Origin of the sequence: Corynebacterium kroppenstedtii DSM 44385, from assembly GCF_000023145.1 — a bacterium.
GTDB lineage: Bacteria > Actinomycetota > Actinomycetes > Mycobacteriales > Mycobacteriaceae > Corynebacterium > Corynebacterium kroppenstedtii.
In genome coordinates this window covers 614263-632211 of record NC_012704.1, presented here as the reverse complement: position 1 = coordinate 632211, position 17949 = coordinate 614263, and the positions used below count along the sequence as shown (strand labels likewise).

Genomic DNA, 17949 nt, shown 5'->3' with positions numbered 1-17949 from the left:
TGTGTTGACCGCCGCCGGATGTCGTCCACTCCCTCAGTGACAATCCGGGGCGAGCCTACTGTTGCTCGAGCTTTTCGCCGTACTCCATCCAGACCATTTCCAGTTCTTCCCTTTCTTCACGGGCCTGGGACAGATCTCTATCCAATTCAGTCAATTTCTCTGTGTCCGCGCCATTCGAACTGCTCGCGACATCAGCCATATCCTGCTGGATTTTCTCTTCTCTCTTCTGAACTTTGGCGATCTTTCGTTCAAGAGAGTTCATTTCCTTAGAGATTTTATGTTTTTCAGCCGCCGAAAGGGAACCCTGCTTCTGTTGGCTTCCCGTAGCAATGGCCTCTGTTCCCGCGGCAAACCCAGTTCCCGACGCCGCATGATCGGCCATGGAGCGTCGGCGCTCGAGATATTCGTCGATACCCCCTGGTAGATGAGTCACATCGCCATCGCCGAACAAAGCGAAAACACTGTCGCAAATGCGCTCAATGAGGTAGCGATCGTGCGAAATAACGATCAGTGTTCCCGGCCACCCGTCCAGCATCGACTCCAATTCCTGGAGAGTGTCGATGTCGAGATCGTTGGTGGGCTCGTCGAGAAGCAAAAGATTTGGTTCCGACATCAAGATCCGGGTCAGTTGTAGCCGACGACGCTCGCCACCCGACAAATCACGCACGGGCTGACGCTGCCGCTTGACCGGGAAACCTAGGCGCTCGGCGACTTGCGAGGCGGACATTTCTTTGTTGCCCAAGACGACATACTCGGCCACCGCCTTGATTGCGTCGATGACAGTGAGGTCCTCGGGAATATCCTCGAGTTCCTGCCGCAAGCAGCCCAAACGGAGGGTCTTACCCTCGCGGCGATGCCCCGCCACCATCGGGTAATCGCCGGCGATTGTCCACATCACCGTCGTTTTACCTGAACCATTGACCCCGACGAGGCCGATGCGCTCCCCCGGGCCGATGCGCCACGTCAGGTCATCGACCAACACGCGCCCATCAGGCGTGGCAATCGTCGCGTCCACAAGGTCCACAACGATTTTCCCCTGGCGTTGCTTGGAAAACGCCATCAGCTCCACCGTGTTGCGCGGCGCCGGGACGTCGGCGATGAGCGCCTCGGCAGCTTCCACCCGGTATCGGGGTTTCGACGTGCGGGCGGGTGCTCCGCGACGCAGCCACGCCAACTCTTTCCGCGCCAGGTTTTGGCGACGCTGCTCGGCCGCGTCGGCCTGGCGCTGGCGCTCGGCACGGGCGAACATCCAGTCGTTATATCCGCCTTCATAGGTGTCCACCGAACCGTCGTGAACCTCCCATGTGCGCGTCGCCACGGTATCCAAGAACCAGCGATCGTGAGTCACAATCACTTGGGCGCAATTCCGGTGTCGCAAATGGTCCGCCAACCACTGAACACCCTCGATGTCGAGGTGGTTGGTGGGCTCGTCGAGAACTAGGACATCAACTTTTCGCACCAAGGCGGCGGCGAGCATGACCCGACGGAATTGGCCACCGGAGATGGAATCGGTCGGCTCGTCCAACAGTTCCGACAGATCAAGGCCGGCAATGATGGACCGCACCTCGGGGTCGGCGGCCCACTCGTAGGCGGCTTTCTCCCCCACGATCGTCTGAATGACGGAGGCTGAAGAGCTCTGCGTACGCTGGGCCACGGTCGCGATCTGGACAGAGCGCCCATGGGTGACTCGGCCTGAATCGGGCTCGATGCTTCGAGTCAGAACACCGAGCAAGGTGGACTTTCCGCCGCCGTTGAGCCCCACGACACCGATTCTGTCGCCCTCATTCACCGCCACCGTCACGTCGTCGAGCACCGTCGTGATGCTGCGGGTCATGGTGACGGAATCCGTCGTGATGAGCGGGCGTACTGCTGCCATTAGTTCTGTGAACTCCTTACTCGTGTGGGCGTGGGACAGGCGACGCTGGTGGCATGCGTTTCGGGCAGCCACAGGGTGATGGTTAGGGCGATTTTTTATCCTCATCAGAGACGAGATGCGCACCACTCTGGCTTCCCGGCCTGTGGCTGGGGGCAATTCTAGCTGTGCGGACAACGCCGCTCCCCGCCAATTCGGCCTGCACGTCGCGGGCGTGGTCCTCGTCGGCACACAGCATTGCGCAGGCTGGCCCTTGCTGAGCCACGATGGTGCCGAGGGCACCCGCCCGCGTGCCCGCCTGAATAACCCGACGAAGAGACGGGACAACGCTGGTCGCTGCCGGGTACAGATCATTGCCCATCGTCTTCGCAACGTCCGTGGGGTCGCCCGATACGAGCGCGCGCTCAATGTCTTCTATATTGCCGACGCGGTACTGGGATCTCTTTCCCGACGCCATCTCCGCACGTTGTACGGCCAAGCGCTCGACGACGCGGTGGCACAACCCTGCCCCGGTCTCGTCGGCGTCCTCGTCTTCGTCATCATAGTGCTGGACGGACGGATTGTTGTGGGACTGAGCGGCCTGTTCCTCGTGGGTTGGCGATGGCGCGGCCCAGGGCATCGCCATCTCTGGCGACGTGACTACCGGCAGCGTTATCACCCACCACAAGGGACCTCGCGCCAGAAGTGGCGTCCGCTGGGTTGTGACGTCGGATCCTGGTTGGGCATCGTGGTCCAGGTTGATCAGGCTCGTACCGCCCTCGAGGGCAAGTTCGATCGCGGCGTATTCGTCGGGGCATTCTTCCCGAGCAATGCGGCGCAGAACGTCACTGGCCAGGGAGCCGACGCTGCTGGCCTCTGTTCCCCCTGGTGCCGAGAATCCCATCGCGCGCACGATGAAGTGATAGCCAAAGAATCGGTCGGCGGCCACGATAGCTGCTGCCACGTCGGCTGCTTTACTACCTAAGCCCGCCGACAACGGGATGCGCTTCGTGATCTTCACATCAACTCGTGGCAGGGCCAGCGATGGCGACATCACGAAGCGGTAGGCCTCAGCGATCCTCTCGATGACCCTCCATACGACGTTGTCGGTCCCGGTTGGCAGCTGACCCATCGGCACATTGCCGCCGACGGAAAGATCGTGGACGACGCGGCCCGTCGTCAGTGGTGATCTATCGACGGTTGATGCCTCTCTTAGACCACGACGAGAACCACTTTCCGCGTCCGTGACTGGCTGGATAGTGACGGAATTCTCTAGGGAAACCGACTGCGCGACGGATGTGAAACCTGACGAGTGAGCCTGGAGATACACCGTCAGGACAGCCGGCGCTTGTCCCGTGACACCGTCCCAGCCGTCGATGTACTGGTCCCAGTCTGAATTGAACACAGGTCTATCGCTGTTACTGGATGTCATGGTTTCACCTCCTCAACCACCCGTTATCGACTAGTAGGGTGTTTCTGTGCCCGCCGACAACTGTGCCAGCGAGATAAATTCGTCGATGGACAGCGTCTCCCCGCGGCGTTGCGGATCGATTCCGGCTTCCCGGAGAGCGTTCTCTGCTGCGGCCGCGTTTCCATAGTGCCCTTTCAGGGCAGCTCGCAGGGTCTTTCGACGTTGTGCGAACGCGGCATCAATAATCGGCCATAGTTGGGACCGCGCGGCGGAATCAGTTGGCCATGGCCGCGTGCCGCGAGTAAGTTTGACCAACCCGGAATCCACATTGGGCGCCGGCCAGAACACGTTTTTCCCGATGGCACCTACGCGCTGAACCTGGCCGTAAAAGCGAGCCTTCACGCTGGGCACACCGTAGACGCGATTCCCCGGTTCGGCGGCAAGGCGGTCGGCGACCTCAGCCTGGACCATGACAAGAACGCGCGTGATCGTCGGGAAGATCTCCAGGACGTGCAGAAGAATCGGAACTGCCACGTTGTAGGGCAGGTTGGCGACGAACGCTGTCGGAGGATTCGTACCCAAGTCCTTGGCAACTGAGCCGGTGAGTGCTAACGCATCAGCGCAGATCACGTCGAGGTTTTCTGCGCGTGTCGCGGCGTACTCAGCTACGGTGTGCGGGAGTTGTTCAGCCAGCGTGGTATCGATCTCCACCGCCGTCACTTTTGAGACAACATCCAGAAGGCCAAGCGTTAACGAGCCCAACCCCGGACCGACTTCGAGAACGTGATCGTCGGGCGACAAGTCAGCAGTGGCGACGATGCGCCGGACTGTATTGGGGTCAACGACGAAGTTTTGTCCACGCTTTTTAGTTGGAACAACCCCCACGGTCCTCGCGAGGTCTCTTATTTCTTTCGGCCCCAAAAGCTGGACGGCTGAAGAAACATGATCGGCGGTACGCGGAGGAGTGGGGGGTTGATTCACACCGTTAGGTTAGCGGATTCCGAGCTTCGACGTGCAGGCCGGCCATGCTCCCCAACCCTGGGCAGCCTGAACCTTGTTAGCGACGGCGATCTGCTGCTCGCGGGTAGCGCCGGCAGCGGTAGGAGCGTATGCCCCACCACCGAATGCTTGCCAGGTCTGGTCGGTGAACTGCAGGCCACCGGAGAAGCCGTTGCCTGTGCTGGTGTTCCACTTTCCACCAGACTCACACTGAGCGATGGAGTCCCATACCGATCCGCCAGCAACAGCGGGAGCCGATGCCGAAGAGGACTTGGTCGAGGCGACGGCTGCCTTCGTGCCGCGGGAAATGACCTTTTCAGTGGCCTCAGAGAGGATCTTGGAGGCTTTTTCCCAGCGCTGAACTTCCTGGCCGTTACGGGACTTGACGGTGTAGGTCACTTCGCGCTCGCCAGCTTTACCTGGCTTAACGACAGTCTCCGAACCCTTCGGGCTGTTGGGGTCGTCAACGTAACGGACGGTCGGCTCCACAGCCTCTTTCACCGTCTGGTCTTCGGTCTTGTTGCGCTCAATGGTGATTTTGTCGCCACTGACCAGCTTCTTACCGAGCTCCGGCGTGACTTTGTCGTCGGCACCCAGCTTGATTCCACGACGGTCAAGGAAGTCCTTCACCGTGACAGCGGGGACCTTCATGTCGCCGAGCTGGCCACCGTCGTCAAGGGTGATGTCCTTGAGCGGCACAACCTCGAGCTTCATGCCACTTTCCGGGATCTTGGTGCTGCCCTGGGCAGACACGTAATCGTCCGGATTGATGGTGCCGACTTGGTTAAGGAAGTCCTTAACAGTGAGGGCGGTGGACTGGATGGTCTTTTGGACGCCATCGACAGTCAGGGTGACGGGGCGGGCGGTGCGAACCGTGATCTCCTGCTTGTCCTTGACGGAGCTGTTCGCAGCGGGGGAAACGAAGTCGCCATCTTTAAGGTCGACATCGTGTGAGGCGAGAATGCTCTTGACATCCCCGGACATCGCGCTGACGTGGGAGGTTTCGCCGTTAACGTTCAGGATGAGGTTCTTCTGAGCGTTAACTGCAACAGCGCCACCGACAACCAAGGTGGCCAGCATGCCGCCGGTAGCGACACGCACTGGCGTGGAGGAGGTGTGGTTAATGCGGTGGATGCGAGATTTCTTCTGAGTGCTCACGTCTTTCTCTCCGGCTCAGAATGGTGGAGCCTGCCCAAAGTCACGATCTGATAACAACTTCGACAGAGTAGCAACTAGATGGGGGTGAAGCAACGGATCCGTAACCAAAAGTTGCCATCACTTGTGACACTTTCGTAACATTTGGCCAATTTTCCTTCTATGAACTGGCCATATGCTGAACTTAGCCTTGGAACCAACCCCCTCGATTTGTGATAGAGGACACAGAAAAACGGGGCCGATCGCCCGAAATTAGTCCTCCGAGCTCGAGCGCTCCACCCCGAAAATCCTTGCTGCGGTCTGGCCTGTGTGGAGGGCAAACTCCTCAGACGTCTCCCCTCTTACTTCAGCCAACCGACGGGCCGCGTAGCCGACATATGCGGATTCGTTCTTCGCACCGCGGAATGGCTCCGGAGTCATATAGGGCGCGTCGGTCTCTACCGTGATCTGCCCCACCGGGGCGCGGCGAGCCGCTTCGTGAAGCTCGTCGTTACGTTTAAATGTGGAGTTCCCCGCGAAGGACAAAATATATCCCCGACTCAGCGCTTCCTCAGCGACGTCCAGTGGCGACGAGAAGCAGTGCAGCATCACCGTGAGATCGTCGCCATAGTCGGCGAGAATGGCCAGCAAGTCCTCGTCGCCCTCACGATTGTGAATCATGAGCGGTTTATTAACCCGGCGCGCCAAGTCCGCGTGCCAGCGCAGGGCCTCGCGCTGGGTGTCCTTATCCGCACACTCGTCGAGCTTGCCTAGCCAGTAATAATCCAGCCCGGTCTCCCCGACCGCGACACAGCGGGGATCCTCAGCCATTTCTTCGATTCGGGCGCGCACGCTGTCGGTCAGCTCGCCGGCTCGCGTCGGGTGGATGGCGCACGCTGCGACAACATCGGGATGGAGATGCGCGGCCTCGAGGGCTTTCTCCGCTTCGTCTAATCCGTCGCCTACGGTGCACACCCATTCCACACCACTGCCGGCGGCTCGGGTCATCAGCTCCGAAATCCCGGCTGCATCATGGGCTCCGGTGGCCCATAAATGGGTATGAGCGTCCACAAGGTGCGGCAGGAATTCGGGCGGTTTCGGTTCAGGGCGACGCTTCTTGCTCATACCTTTAGGCTAACTAATCCAGTGGGCTGGACGTGAACAGTCATGTCCCCGTCCCCTACTATGTTCACACATCACACACAATGCCCGAGCACACCCTGTTCGTGGCCCATCTGTAACCCATGTGTGAAACGCTATGTCGAGCCACATTGCTGAACTGTATTGCTGAACCGCATTGCTAAGGAGACAAGCATGACCGAATCTTCGTCTACCTCACCATTGACTGCGCTGTCGGATACACGTCTATCTGAGCTTCGTGCCAATATTGCCGACGACCCCACCCACCGCGTCGCGATGAACGCCGTGACCACCACCGACGTCGATCATGTTGCTCTGAACCGCGACGCCGTCGTCGCATTAGACGAATCGTCAGAAATAAAGCTCGATTCCTTAAAGGTGACCGATCAGAAGCAATCCGGCCGGTGCTGGATGTTCGCGGCGTTGAATGTTTTTCGCCACGAAATTGCGCGTTCCCTTAATCTTGAAGATTTTGAATTCTCGGAGTCTTATCTTCAATTTTTCGATAAGTTCGAAAAAGCGAATTACTTCCTTCGCTCCGTCGCAGGACTGTATGACGGCTCCATAATATCAGCGGATAGCCCGTCGCATACCGGGTCAGCACAGGAATTACGCGATCGCGCCATTGATACATTATTTACTTTCACCGTCAGCGACGGCGGCCAGTGGAGTTACGTCGTTAATTTGGTGAAGAAATATGGTGTTGTTCCCAAATATGTCATGCCGGAAACGCAATCGAGTTCCTCGACCTCTCACATGGATCGGGCGTTAAACACCATTGTGCGCAAGGCCGCTCTTCAGCTGAGGGATGCGCTGGACACCGAGCGTGACACCCACACTGAGGGCTTTGACCAGAATGGCATCATTGCCTCCGCGCTTCGCGACGTTCACCGGGTCCTATCCATTCACCTCGGTGTTCCGCCCACCGAATTCGTCTGGCAGTATCGCGACAAAGACAACACCTTCCACCGCGGCGGCACCTACACACCGCAGCAGTTCGCGCAGGAATTCTTACCCGATGACCTGGACAATTACGTCAACATTGCGCATGATCCGCGCGCGGATGTGCCCGTCGGACATCGGTACACAACCCAGTTCCAAAATGACATGTGGGGCACGGAGGACTTCACCTATCTCAACGTGGATCTGGACACCATGAAGTCGTTGGCCATTGAGCGCCTCCGCAAAGATAAGCCGGTGTTTTTCTCCTGTGACGTCAACCGGCAGTTCCGTGCGGACCTCGGCGTGTGGGACGCCGATCTGATTCAGCTGGACCAGCTCTACGGCATCACCACCACAACGACGAAGGCTGACCGCATGCTGACCGCCGAGTCCCGGTTGACTCACGCGATGGTCTTCACCGGCGTTGATTTCGATACCGATTCCGACACTCCCCGTCGGTGGCGTGTAGAGAACTCGTGGGGAACCAAGCACCACAAGGAGCATAAAGAAATCGCTGGTAAGGGCTACGGAACGATGGCCGATTCCTGGTTCAACGAGAGTGTGTTCCACATTGTCGTTCATCGCGACGAGCTGGCCGACGAGCTTCGCGCACACCTCGACGACGAACCCACTGTCCTTCCTCTGTGGGATTCCATGGTCTAACCCGCTGCACATCACGCAGAACTCCCGCACCAACCACCAACTATGACAAGGACACCTATGACTTCCTCTGACAACCACAGCACCCCGGCACCGCAGTATTCTTCGCGCAACACCGGCGTTCTGGCTCCTCAAGCCGTAGCGAGTCTCTCTGAGGCAGTGGCCTCCGACTCGTCAGCCCGGATCGCGATGAACGCGGTCACCACGACCGACGTCGATAAGGTCGCTCTCAACCGTCAGCGTGTGATTTCCCTCGACCATTCCGTGTCGCATAAAACGGATACGTGGGCCGTCGCTAATCAAAAGAAATCTGGCAGGTGCTGGATTTTCTCGGGACTTAATTCCATGCGCGGCAATGTTATGTCAGAAACTGGGATTAAAGACTTCGAGCTTTCTCAAAACTATGTTTCTTTTTATGACAAGCTGGAGAAAGCCAATTATTTCCTCACCGCGATGCGAGAATTAGCCGATCGCCCTATCGAGGATCGGACTATTCAGCATCTTTTGCAGGCACCCATTGACGACGGTGGCCAATGGAATATGTTTGTCGCTTTGATCAACAAATATGGTGTTGTTCCGCAATACGCAATGCCCGAAACGCAATCGAGTTCTAATACGCGGCATATGAACCGCGACTTGGCGTCGGTTCTGCGCGCTGGGGCGACACGCATCCGCAATGCCGTCGCAGAGGACAACGAGCACAACACCGATAGCGACGCGGTCAAGGCCATTCATGACGAGACCATGACCAGCATTTACCGCATTCTCACCATCCACCTCGGTGTGCCGCCGGAAAAATTTGTGTGGCAATACCGCACGAAGGATAACGAGTTCGTGCGGAAGGGCACGATGACGCCGCAGGAGTTCGCCGCGACCTACCTCCCTAGCGACCTCGACGACTATGTGTGCGTCGTGAACGATCCGCGCTCGACCAGCCCCTACGGTGACACATTTACCGTCGAATACCTGGGCAATGTTGTCGGCGCGAAGCCGGTCACTTACCTCAACGCGCCTATCGAGGTGCTGAAGAAAGCTGCTGTGGGTGCGCTGGTTGATGGCAACCCTGTGTGGTTTGGGTGCGACACGCTGGCACAATCGAACGCTGACCAGGGATATTGGTCGCTTGACCTGTACGATTACGACACCCTTTACGGTGTGGACCTCTCCATGCCCAAGGAAGACCGGCTGCTGTCTGGCGATTCCATGATGACTCACGCCATGGTGTTCACCGGGGTTGACCTTGTCGACGATTCCAACGACGATTTCGACCCGACCACTGTCACTTCGTCCGACGATCTGCCGGAGACCGTTAACCCCCGCCGGTGGCGCGTCGAAAATTCGTGGGGCCCGGATAAGGCCGACAAGGGCTTCTGGACGATGGATGATTCCTGGTTCTCCGAGAACGTGTACGAAATCGCGGTGCCGAAGGCCCGGCTGCCCAAGGAATATCAGGACGCGTTGAGCAAGGAACCCCATGTCCTCCCCGCGTGGGACCCTATGGGCGCACTGGCTCACGCGCACTAGCTCGCGGATAACAGCCAGCGCTATTCTGAATGTCATGCCTACGTGGAATGACATTGTTGCTGCCAACCCTGACCACTCCCACCGCTATGCAAAGCGGTGGGATGTTTTCGTTGCCCAAGGGAGGGATATCGACGGCGAAGCACGCCTCATTGACGCGTTGGCGCAGCGCGGCTCACGGATGCTCGACGCCGGCGCCGGCACCGGAAGAGTAGGAGCGTACCTGCTCAAGAAAGGGCACTCAGTCACGGGCGTGGATGTTGACCCCTACTTAGTGTCGGTGGCGCAGAACCGCCTGCCCGACGGCGACTGGCATGTTGCCGATTTAGGCGCTGAATCCCCCGACCCCCAGGACTTCCCCGAGGGACCGTTCGACATTATTTACTCGGCCGGGAACGTGTTCCCCTTCATCGCCCCCGACCACCGCGCAACGGCTGTCGCAAACCTCTCGAGCCGGCTTGCCGACCGCGGCCGCATGGTCCTTGGCTTCGCCCTCGACCGGGGATACACGGCCCAACAATTTCTTGCCGACGCTGACGCCGCCGGCCTCACACCACAACACATGTTCTCATCGTGGAATGCGGATCCGTACGACGAGACCAGCACGTTCCTCGTTGCCGTGCTGACGCGGAACTAAGGGATAAGCACCAACGATCCCGTCGTCTTTCGCGCCTGCAGCTGCTCATGAGCTGTGCGTGCCTCAGAGAGCGGGAACGTCCCTCCAATGCGGAATTTCACTGAGCCATTGGCAACCATGCCAACAACCGCTTGAACTCGCGATTGCAGCTCCCCCGGGCGCGAGGTCCAATCCTTAATGCTCGGCCGGGTCAGGAAGACCGACCCCGCCTCATTCAACAGTTGCGGATCAATCGGCGGCACCGGGCCAGACGCCGCACCAAACAACACCATCGTTCCCGTCGGCCGCAGCGAATGAATAGACGTATCAAACGTGGTCTTCCCCACGCCGTCATACACGACGTCCGCGCCACGCCCATCCGTCAACTCACGGATTTTCTCCGGCGAGTAGTCGTCGTAATTAATGGTGTAATCAGCGCCGTTATCCCGCGAGAGCTGCGCCTTTTCCTCCGTAGAGGTGATGCTGATGACAGTGGCTCCCCGCGCTTTCGCCATCTGTGTCAGAAGCAAACCGACGCCACCCGAACCCGCGGTAATGACACACGTGTCGCCCTCGCCCAGCGAGTAGCAGCCGTCGGAAAGGTAATGGGCCGTAATCCCCTGCGTCATTAACGACGCAGCCGTCGGATCGTCGATTGTTTCCTCGATAGCCACTGCTGCCGACGCGGGAACCGCCGCGTAGTCCGCATACGAGCAGTTCGTGTTATAGAAAGCGACGCGATCTCCGACGGACAATTCGCCCGAGGAGGAAGCGTCGCCATTGTCCTCCCCCTTGGCGACGACGCGTCCGACGCCCTCAACGCCTGGTGTGTAGGGCATGTCTGTGGGGTAAATCCCCTCACGGAAATAGGTGTCGATGTAGTTGACGCCGGCCGCGTCGATCTTCACCAAAACCTCACCGGGCCCGGGCTGGGGAACGGGGACGTCATCCTTATATTCCAGGACGTCCGCCCCTCCCGTGTGGGATACTCGGATCGCGTGCATGGTGTTAGGGATAGTTACTGTTTGAGAAGAGCTCATGACCCCCACCATAGGTGAAGACGGCGCGTCCAGCAGGGAGAGAATCCCCGGTGACTGGGACAGAACCCCGGCTTAGTGGACGACGGGCGCCCACTCCGGGCCGGTTTCCGCCAACTCGGGGTCCAGCTTCGCGAAGATCGGCTTCGGCTTCTTCAGTGTCGTGCCGGCTTCGATGGGGATACGTTTCCAAGCTGCTTGCTGGTGGGAATACTCACCGGTGATCACGTGGTAGGTCCGCCCTTCCTCGGGAAGGCCAACCCCCATGAGCTCAACCGGGGTGTCATCCGTCACTTCGTCGATTCGCGGCATGGCCGCCCACTCGCCGGTGCGCCCCAGGGTTTCATGTACCTTCTGCGCAGCGTGTGGCAAATACGGGGTGAGCAGCACATTGCAGTCGGACACGACCTGCAGCGCCGTGTGCAAAACGACGGCCAGGCGGTCACGCTGGTCCTCATCCTTGGCCAGTTTCCACGGCTCCTGAGCAGCGATGTAGGCATTGGCCTCACCGACCACATGCATGGCCTCGTTAATCCCGGCGCGGAAACGCGAATGTTCGATATTGTCCGCAACGATGTCGAAGGTTTTCTCCGCGAGGTCGAGGAGAGCGTTATCGTCGTCAGTGAGCTCAAGCCCGGAAATATCGGGGACTTCGCCGAAGTTCTTCGCCGCCATGGACACCGTGCGGTTAATCAAGTTGCCCCACGAGTTGGCTAGCTCGTTGTTGTTACGTCGGACGAATTCGTCCCAGGTGAAGTCCGTGTCGTTGTTTTCCGGCCCGGCGACAGCAATGAAGTAGCGCAACGGGTCGGGGCCAAATTCGCGAAGGAAATCCTGCACGTAGATCACCACGCCCTTGGATGACGAGAACTTCGAGCCCGACATGGTGAGGTATTCGGACGACACGACTTCCGTCGGCAATTGAAGGTCACCCAACTTGCCTTCCGTGCCGCCACGTGACCCGAGACCGCGGTATCCGAGCATTTCAGCGGGCCAAATCTGGGAGTGGAAGGTGATGTTGTCCTTGCCCATGAAGTAGTAGGACTTGGCCTCAGGGTTGGTCCACCACTTTTTCCACGCGTCCGGGTCCCCGATGCGATGAGCCCACTCGATAGACGCAGACAGGTATCCGACGACGGCGTCGAACCACACATAGAGCTTCTTGAACTTGTTATCGGCCCATCCTTCGAGGGGGACGGGAACACCCCAGTCGATGTCGCGTGTCATCGCGCGGGGCTTGATGTCCTTCAAGATGTTCAGGGAGAACTTGAGGACGTTGGGCCGCCAGTCTTGGCGGGATTCGAGCCACTCCCCTAGCGCGTCCGCGAGTGCGGGCAGATCGAGCAAAAAGTGCTCGGTTTCCACGAACTTCGGTGTTTCGCCATTGATCTTTGAGACGGAGTCGATCAGGTCGGCGGGGTCCAGCTGGTTGCCGCATGTATCGCACTGATCGCCGCGCGCGCCGGGTGCGCCGCAGATCGGGCAGGTGCCTTCGATGTAGCGGTCCGGAAGCGTGCGTCCCGTCGACGGGCTAATCGCCCCCAGGGTTGTTTGCTTCACCATGTATCCGTTGGAGTACAGCGTCGTGAAAAGCTCCTGGACGATGGCGTAGTGGTTGCGCGTCGTCGTCCTGGTAAAGAGGTCATAGGAAAGACCAAGTCCGGCCAGGTCTTCAACGATTTGCTTGTTGTATGTATCGGCAAGTTGCTGCACACTGACGCCTTCTTTTTCCGCCTGAACCAAGAGCGGAGTTCCGTGCTCATCAGTGCCGGAGACCATGAGTACGTCGCGCCCACGCATTCGCTGGTAACGGGCAAAAACGTCGGAGGGAACACCGAAACCGGCGACGTGTCCGATGTGGCGGGGCCCATTGGCATAGGGCCAGGCGACAGACGTAAGTATGGGTGCAGACATACCGTCTAGGCTACAACGCGCTGCAAATTTTACCGACATGAAGGGCAGTCTTAGTGCTCGCTTAGTGCCCGTCGTAGGCCTCCGACGTCCCCACCGGCAGTTCAGGCCGACGCCCACGCCGACAGTTACAGTATTTTTATGCTCCCCGGCATCTTCGACGCGCCTCACGACGACCCTGCTTCCGTCACACGCCTTGGTTACAGCTCACTGGACCCCGTCGATGTGGGTGTATCACTTCTTATCGACGACGACCTCCCCGCGATGGCTATCGGTGCCTGGGGTGAGCTCGAGGCCGTCATCGCACCGGATGCGTTATGCACCTACTGCGATCCGGACGAGGCATTAGCGCCCCCACCTGGAGTTTTCGCTGCTTCCGCCAGCCCTTCTGACAACGACGATGAATCGACGGAGACCGCTTCTGATCCCCGCAATGGCGTTCGTTTTGGTTTCATCTCGTACCCCGACCCCACGGTGTATGCCGCGGGCGTTACCGCTCACCAGGTGATATGGCGACGCGACGGGGAATGGCTCACCAACGGCGACCCCGATTGGGCTGCGGGAATCCTCGCTACGGCGGATCATCGTCGCCACTATCACTCCGCTGACGAGGTCTCCCTACCCACGCACTGGAGCACCGGCGACAGGGAGGCCCATCGCCGGGGTGTCCTCAGCTGCCTGGACGCCATTCGCGCCGGGGAGGTCTACCAAGCGTGCATCTCCGCTCAGTTTCGGACGCCAATGACGTCGCGCGCCGAGGCCGCCCGGTGGTGGCTCTCGACTGTCCATCGCACCCGCCCCAGGTACGCGATGTTCCTGGCAACAAATGACCGCGCCATTGCCTCGCTGAGCCCCGAACTGTTTCTGGAACGCAGGGGCTCCACGGTGTGGTCGTCGCCAATTAAAGGGACTATTCCCATCGATCGCGATCCCGAGGAACTCGCGCGGAGCAGGAAGGATGTTGCGGAGAACATCATGATTGTGGACCTTGTCCGCAATGACCTCAGCCGCGTGTGCAGGGATGTGACCGTGCCCTCGTTGCTGAAGGTCGTCCCGGCACCGGGGGTGTGGCATCTCGTATCGACGGTGTCTGGGCAGGTGGACGATGTGTCGCCGGCGCGGGATTCCCGCATTATCGATGCCTGTTTCCCGCCGGCGTCGGTGACGGGCACACCGAAGTTACGGGCGCGGGAATATCTGGCCGAGTGGGAGCCGGTGGCGCGCGGTATTCATTGTGGAACAGTGGGGATAAACTGGGGAGATATCGTGGCGAATGTGGCCATTCGCACCGCGGAATGGGTGAATGGCGAGCTGGTTTTGGGCACCGGCGGCGGGATCACCATTGACTCCACTCCCGACGCTGAATGGGCTGAGATCATGACCAAAACGTCGACTTTACGCTGGTAGCGGCGTCGTCAATGCTGCGTTGATCACAGAAACCACGCGTGAATCGTCGGGCCGGTTCTCGTATTTTTTGGCCCTGGCCCGTGGCGCTACGCTGAGACTGTGAATCTTACGAAGTTCTCTGATCTCGGTTTACGTGCCCTCATGCATATGGTGGGGTCAGGGAATGCGCGGACAACAGCCCGCGAGGTAGCCGAAGCGATTAACGCTCCGCGAACCCATGTTTCGAAGGTCATATCGCGGTTGACGGAATTCGGCATTATCGACGCCACTCGTGGCCGCGGAGGGGGAATCACTTTGGTCGACGGCGCCGAGGATTATTCCGTCGGGGCCATCGTCCGTTTCCTCGAGGGGCCGAGCCCGGTGATCGACTGCGAGCACCCCCACCCCTGCCCTTTTAACGTCAACTGCCGGCTGCAGCACGAATTAGCTCAGGCGCAGGAGGCGTTTTTCGCTTCCTTGGATGCAGTGGCAATAAAAGACATCACGCCCGTGAGGCCTCAGGTTCCTCACCAGGCGTGATGTCTTTCGTGTTCCTTCATTGACGACGGCTAGTCGTCGGCCGTCACCACGGTTCAGCTAGTCAGCTGCTAGTCAGCTCTCGTCATCGCTGTCGACGGTCCGTCTGACGAACCGCCAGTAGCTTGCTCAGAGGTCTGTTCAGACCGCCGGTCCTTTCCGCGGATCTTGTCAGCGCGACGACGCTGGCGCGCAGCATGAGCCGCCTCCACCCGTCGCTCGCGAGCAAGCTTCAACGCGAAGCGTCGGTGCTCACGGTGATCCAAGTACACAGGGTCTTCCCTAAACCCTTTCACCAGCGCAAACATCAGTGCAATGATAATCAGGAGGAAGGGCGACGCCGCAATAATCGTGACCGACTGCAGGTTATTCAACGCGTCCGATCCGCCGGAAACCAGCAGCACAACACCGATTGCGGCGGTGAGCACACCCCACAGGCACGTGACGCGAACGTCGGCAACAATACGGCCGTTCTGGGACATCGAGCCCATCACCGTCGAGGCCGAGTCAGCGGACGTGATGAAGAACGTAGCAAGCAGAATCATCGCCAAGATGGAGAAGATCTGCGCCCCAGGCATGGTCTTGAGCAGCGAGAACAGCTGGTGGGTGGAATCACCGTCACCCCAAATGGAGCGGCCAGTTTCCTCCAGGTGAACAGCCGTCCCACCGAAGATGGAGAACCACACCACCGTAATTGCCGACGGAACCAGCAACACCACGCAGACGAACTCGCGGATGGTGCGTCCGCGCGAAATGCGGGCAATGAACATTCCGACGAAGGGTGACCAGGAGACCCACCATGCCCAGTAGAAGATCGTCCAGGTGCCCAGCCATTTACCGGCCGTACCATTATCGGTGTCGGCAGTGCGGGCAGCCATTTCGAAGAATTGCTGGACGTAGCTGCCGAATGCCGTCGGGATCATATTCAGAATAACGACGCTCGGGCCCACGATCAGCACGAAAATCCCCAGGACGGCGGCCATGACCATGTTCGCATTCGAGATGTACTGAATTCCCTTGCCGACGCCCGACGCGGCGGATGCCAAGAAGAACAGGGACAGGATGACCACGACACCGACCAGCACCGGCGTACCCGGGTTGTGGATGATGCCGGTTTCGTCCATCCCTGAGCCGATCTGCAGCGCGCCCAGACCCAGCGATGCGGCGGTACCGAACACAGTGGCAAAAATGGCCAGGACGTCGATGGTTTTACCCATCCAGCCTTCGGCTCTCTTCGCGCCAATGAGCGGAATGAACGCCGAGGACAACAGCTGTTTACGGCCCATGCGGAAGGTGCCGTAGGCGATGGCCAGTCCCACGATGGCGTAGATTGCCCAGGGGTGCAGAGTCCAGTGGAACAGTGTCGACGCAAATGCCGAGTTCAGGTCTTCAGGCTCTGAGCCGGGCACACCTTCGCGGAAGAACGTGAGCGGCTCTGTCGTGCCGTAGAACATCAGGCCGATTCCCATGCCTGCCGCGAACATCATCGCAATCCAGGATGGCGTCGAGAATTCGGGTTCTTCATCGTCGCGGCCTAACCGGATGGAGCCGAACCGCGAGAACGCGATGGACAAAATGTAGAAGACGAAGACCGTCCCGAACAGGACGAACATCCAACCAAGGTTGTTGACGATCCAGCTCAGGGCGTCAGAGGCGAACTCCGCGAACCCGTTGGGCGCGATAAGTCCCCATAGGATGACAGCGAGCACGAGTGCTGCCGCGGGTCCTACGACTCTCCAGTCGGTGGGAGCGTCGTCGGTAGCGTCGGACATGCCGAGCTGTCCCTCCCCTGTCAGCACTTCGGGATCATAGTCACCAAGAATGACTTCAGGATCGATATTCTTATGGTCCATTCGTCCACTATGTAACAGGACTCTTTTTTATTCAATTGCTACTCAGTTTTCAGCAATTATTAAGCTCCACCTATTCACTCGCCTTTCTGGCGTCGACGACGGCCTCATAAAGATCCTTTTTCCGCATCCCCCACTGGTCAGCGACAACTTTGCACGCGTCCTTGAGACGAAGACCGTCAGCCCGCACACGCGCTTCAACATCATCAATGAGGTCTTCCACCGGCGGATGAGTATTTGCGTCACGAGCACCTTCCAGGACGACGGTGATCTCACCACGGATCCCCTCCGCAGCCCAGGAGGCAAGCTCCTCCAGCGTCCCGCGACGAACCTCCTCATAGAGCTTGGTAAGTTCACGGCACACAGCGGCACGGCGATCGCCACCGAGAATCTCCACCGCCGCGTTCAAAGTCTCTTCAATGCGGTGAGGCGACTCGAAGAACACACAGGCGCGTCGTTCTGTGACTAACGACGATAACCACTCCCGACGCGCCCCGGCCTTGCGCGGCACGAAACCGTCAAAACAGAACGTGCCGACGTGAAGGCCCGACATCGCCAGCGCGGTGGTCACGGCCGAGGGGCCCGGGATACAGCCCACGTGGATGCCCTCGTCGTGGGCTCGTTCCACAACGGGGAACCCGGGGTCGGAAATCACGGGCATGCCGGCGTCGGAAATGATGAGGACAGTTCTGCCACGCTGGGCTTCTTTGATGAGAGCATCGACGCGGCTGGATTCATTGTGGTCAAAATTCGACACCAGATACCCGGAGATGTCGATGCCCAACGCATTGGCAAGATTGCGTGCCCGGCGGGTGTCTTCTGCTGCGACAACATCCGCGGTGGCGAGGGCATGACGCAGCCGTGGCGACGCGTCGTCGATGTTGCCTAATGGCGTTCCCGCGACGACGATCCCGCCGCGATAGGAAGAATTATCCTGACTCATATGTCTAGCT

At 59.2% G+C, this 17949-nt stretch carries 14 protein-coding genes; 5 read left to right on the top strand and 9 right to left on the bottom strand.

Features of this window, described 5'->3' with window-relative positions:
• Positions 1-55: 55 nt before the first annotated feature.
• From CKROP_RS02595 to CKROP_RS02575, 5 genes are all read right to left on the bottom strand, one after another.
• Entirely contained in the window at positions 56-1876 is a 1821-nt protein-coding gene (locus tag CKROP_RS02595; protein WP_012731187.1) for an ABC-F family ATP-binding cassette domain-containing protein, read from the bottom strand.
• An 82-nt stretch (positions 1877-1958) separates the two neighbouring features.
• Positions 1959-3284 carry a GHMP family kinase ATP-binding protein gene (locus tag CKROP_RS10565; protein ID WP_012731186.1) on the bottom strand — a complete coding sequence of 442 codons (1326 nt, stop codon included), beginning with the start codon at positions 3282-3284 and terminating at the stop codon, positions 1959-1961.
• 30 nt (positions 3285-3314) lie between these two features.
• Positions 3315-4244 carry a 16S rRNA (adenine(1518)-N(6)/adenine(1519)-N(6))-dimethyltransferase RsmA gene (rsmA, locus tag CKROP_RS02585; RefSeq protein WP_012731185.1) on the bottom strand — a complete coding sequence of 310 codons (930 nt, stop codon included), beginning with the start codon at positions 4242-4244 and terminating at the stop codon, positions 3315-3317.
• Between the two features lie 9 nt (positions 4245-4253).
• Complete coding sequence (locus tag CKROP_RS02580; RefSeq protein ID WP_012731184.1) at positions 4254-5420, bottom strand: resuscitation-promoting factor; 1167 nt, start codon at positions 5418-5420, stop codon at positions 4254-4256.
• A 249-nt stretch (positions 5421-5669) separates the two neighbouring features.
• On the bottom strand, positions 5670-6521 hold the full coding sequence (locus CKROP_RS02575) for a TatD family hydrolase (protein WP_041628760.1): 852 nt from the start codon (positions 6519-6521) through the stop codon (positions 5670-5672).
• Positions 6522-6710: 189 nt separating this feature from the next.
• On the opposite strand from CKROP_RS02575, the gene CKROP_RS02570 reads away from it, so the two are divergent.
• The 3 genes from CKROP_RS02570 to CKROP_RS02560 are packed head-to-tail and all read left to right on the top strand — an operon-like array spanning position 6711 to position 10296.
• A complete protein-coding gene (locus CKROP_RS02570) occupies positions 6711-8141 on the top strand; it encodes a C1 family peptidase (RefSeq protein ID WP_012731182.1) in 1431 nt (476 codons plus the stop codon).
• 57 nt (positions 8142-8198) lie between these two features.
• Complete coding sequence (locus CKROP_RS02565; RefSeq protein WP_012731181.1) at positions 8199-9662, top strand: C1 family peptidase; 1464 nt, start codon at positions 8199-8201, stop codon at positions 9660-9662.
• A gap of 34 nt (positions 9663-9696) precedes the next feature.
• The gene (locus CKROP_RS02560; RefSeq protein ID WP_012731180.1) at positions 9697-10296 is read left to right on the top strand and encodes a class I SAM-dependent DNA methyltransferase; all 600 of its coding nucleotides are present in this window, start codon (positions 9697-9699) and stop codon (positions 10294-10296) included.
• Here CKROP_RS02560 and CKROP_RS02555 read toward each other — a convergent pair.
• Positions 10293-11315 (bottom strand): quinone oxidoreductase family protein, encoded by a 1023-nt coding sequence (locus tag CKROP_RS02555; protein ID WP_012731179.1) that lies wholly within the window; start codon positions 11313-11315, stop codon positions 10293-10295. The genes CKROP_RS02560 and CKROP_RS02555 overlap by 4 nt on opposite strands.
• Before the next feature lie 72 nt (positions 11316-11387).
• Positions 11388-13226: a methionine--tRNA ligase gene (gene metG, locus CKROP_RS02550; RefSeq protein WP_012731178.1), complete on the bottom strand. Its 1839-nt coding sequence runs from the start codon at positions 13224-13226 to the stop codon at positions 11388-11390.
• A gap of 138 nt (positions 13227-13364) precedes the next feature.
• Between metG and CKROP_RS02545 the strand changes: the two genes are divergently transcribed.
• Together CKROP_RS02545 and CKROP_RS02540 are read left to right on the top strand one after the other, a co-directional pair.
• Positions 13365-14630: an aminodeoxychorismate synthase component I gene (locus tag CKROP_RS02545; protein WP_012731177.1), complete on the top strand. Its 1266-nt coding sequence runs from the start codon at positions 13365-13367 to the stop codon at positions 14628-14630.
• Between the two features lie 99 nt (positions 14631-14729).
• Positions 14730-15149: an RrF2 family transcriptional regulator gene (locus CKROP_RS02540; protein ID WP_012731176.1), complete on the top strand. Its 420-nt coding sequence runs from the start codon at positions 14730-14732 to the stop codon at positions 15147-15149.
• Between the two features lie 68 nt (positions 15150-15217).
• Here CKROP_RS02540 and CKROP_RS02535 read toward each other — a convergent pair whose 3' ends face one another.
• Complete coding sequence (locus CKROP_RS02535) at positions 15218-16999, bottom strand: BCCT family transporter (protein ID WP_012731175.1); 1782 nt, start codon at positions 16997-16999, stop codon at positions 15218-15220.
• A 70-nt stretch (positions 17000-17069) separates the two neighbouring features.
• A complete protein-coding gene (rsmI, locus tag CKROP_RS02530) occupies positions 17070-17939 on the bottom strand; it encodes a 16S rRNA (cytidine(1402)-2'-O)-methyltransferase (protein ID WP_012731174.1) in 870 nt (289 codons plus the stop codon).
• Positions 17940-17949: the final 10 nt, after the last annotated feature.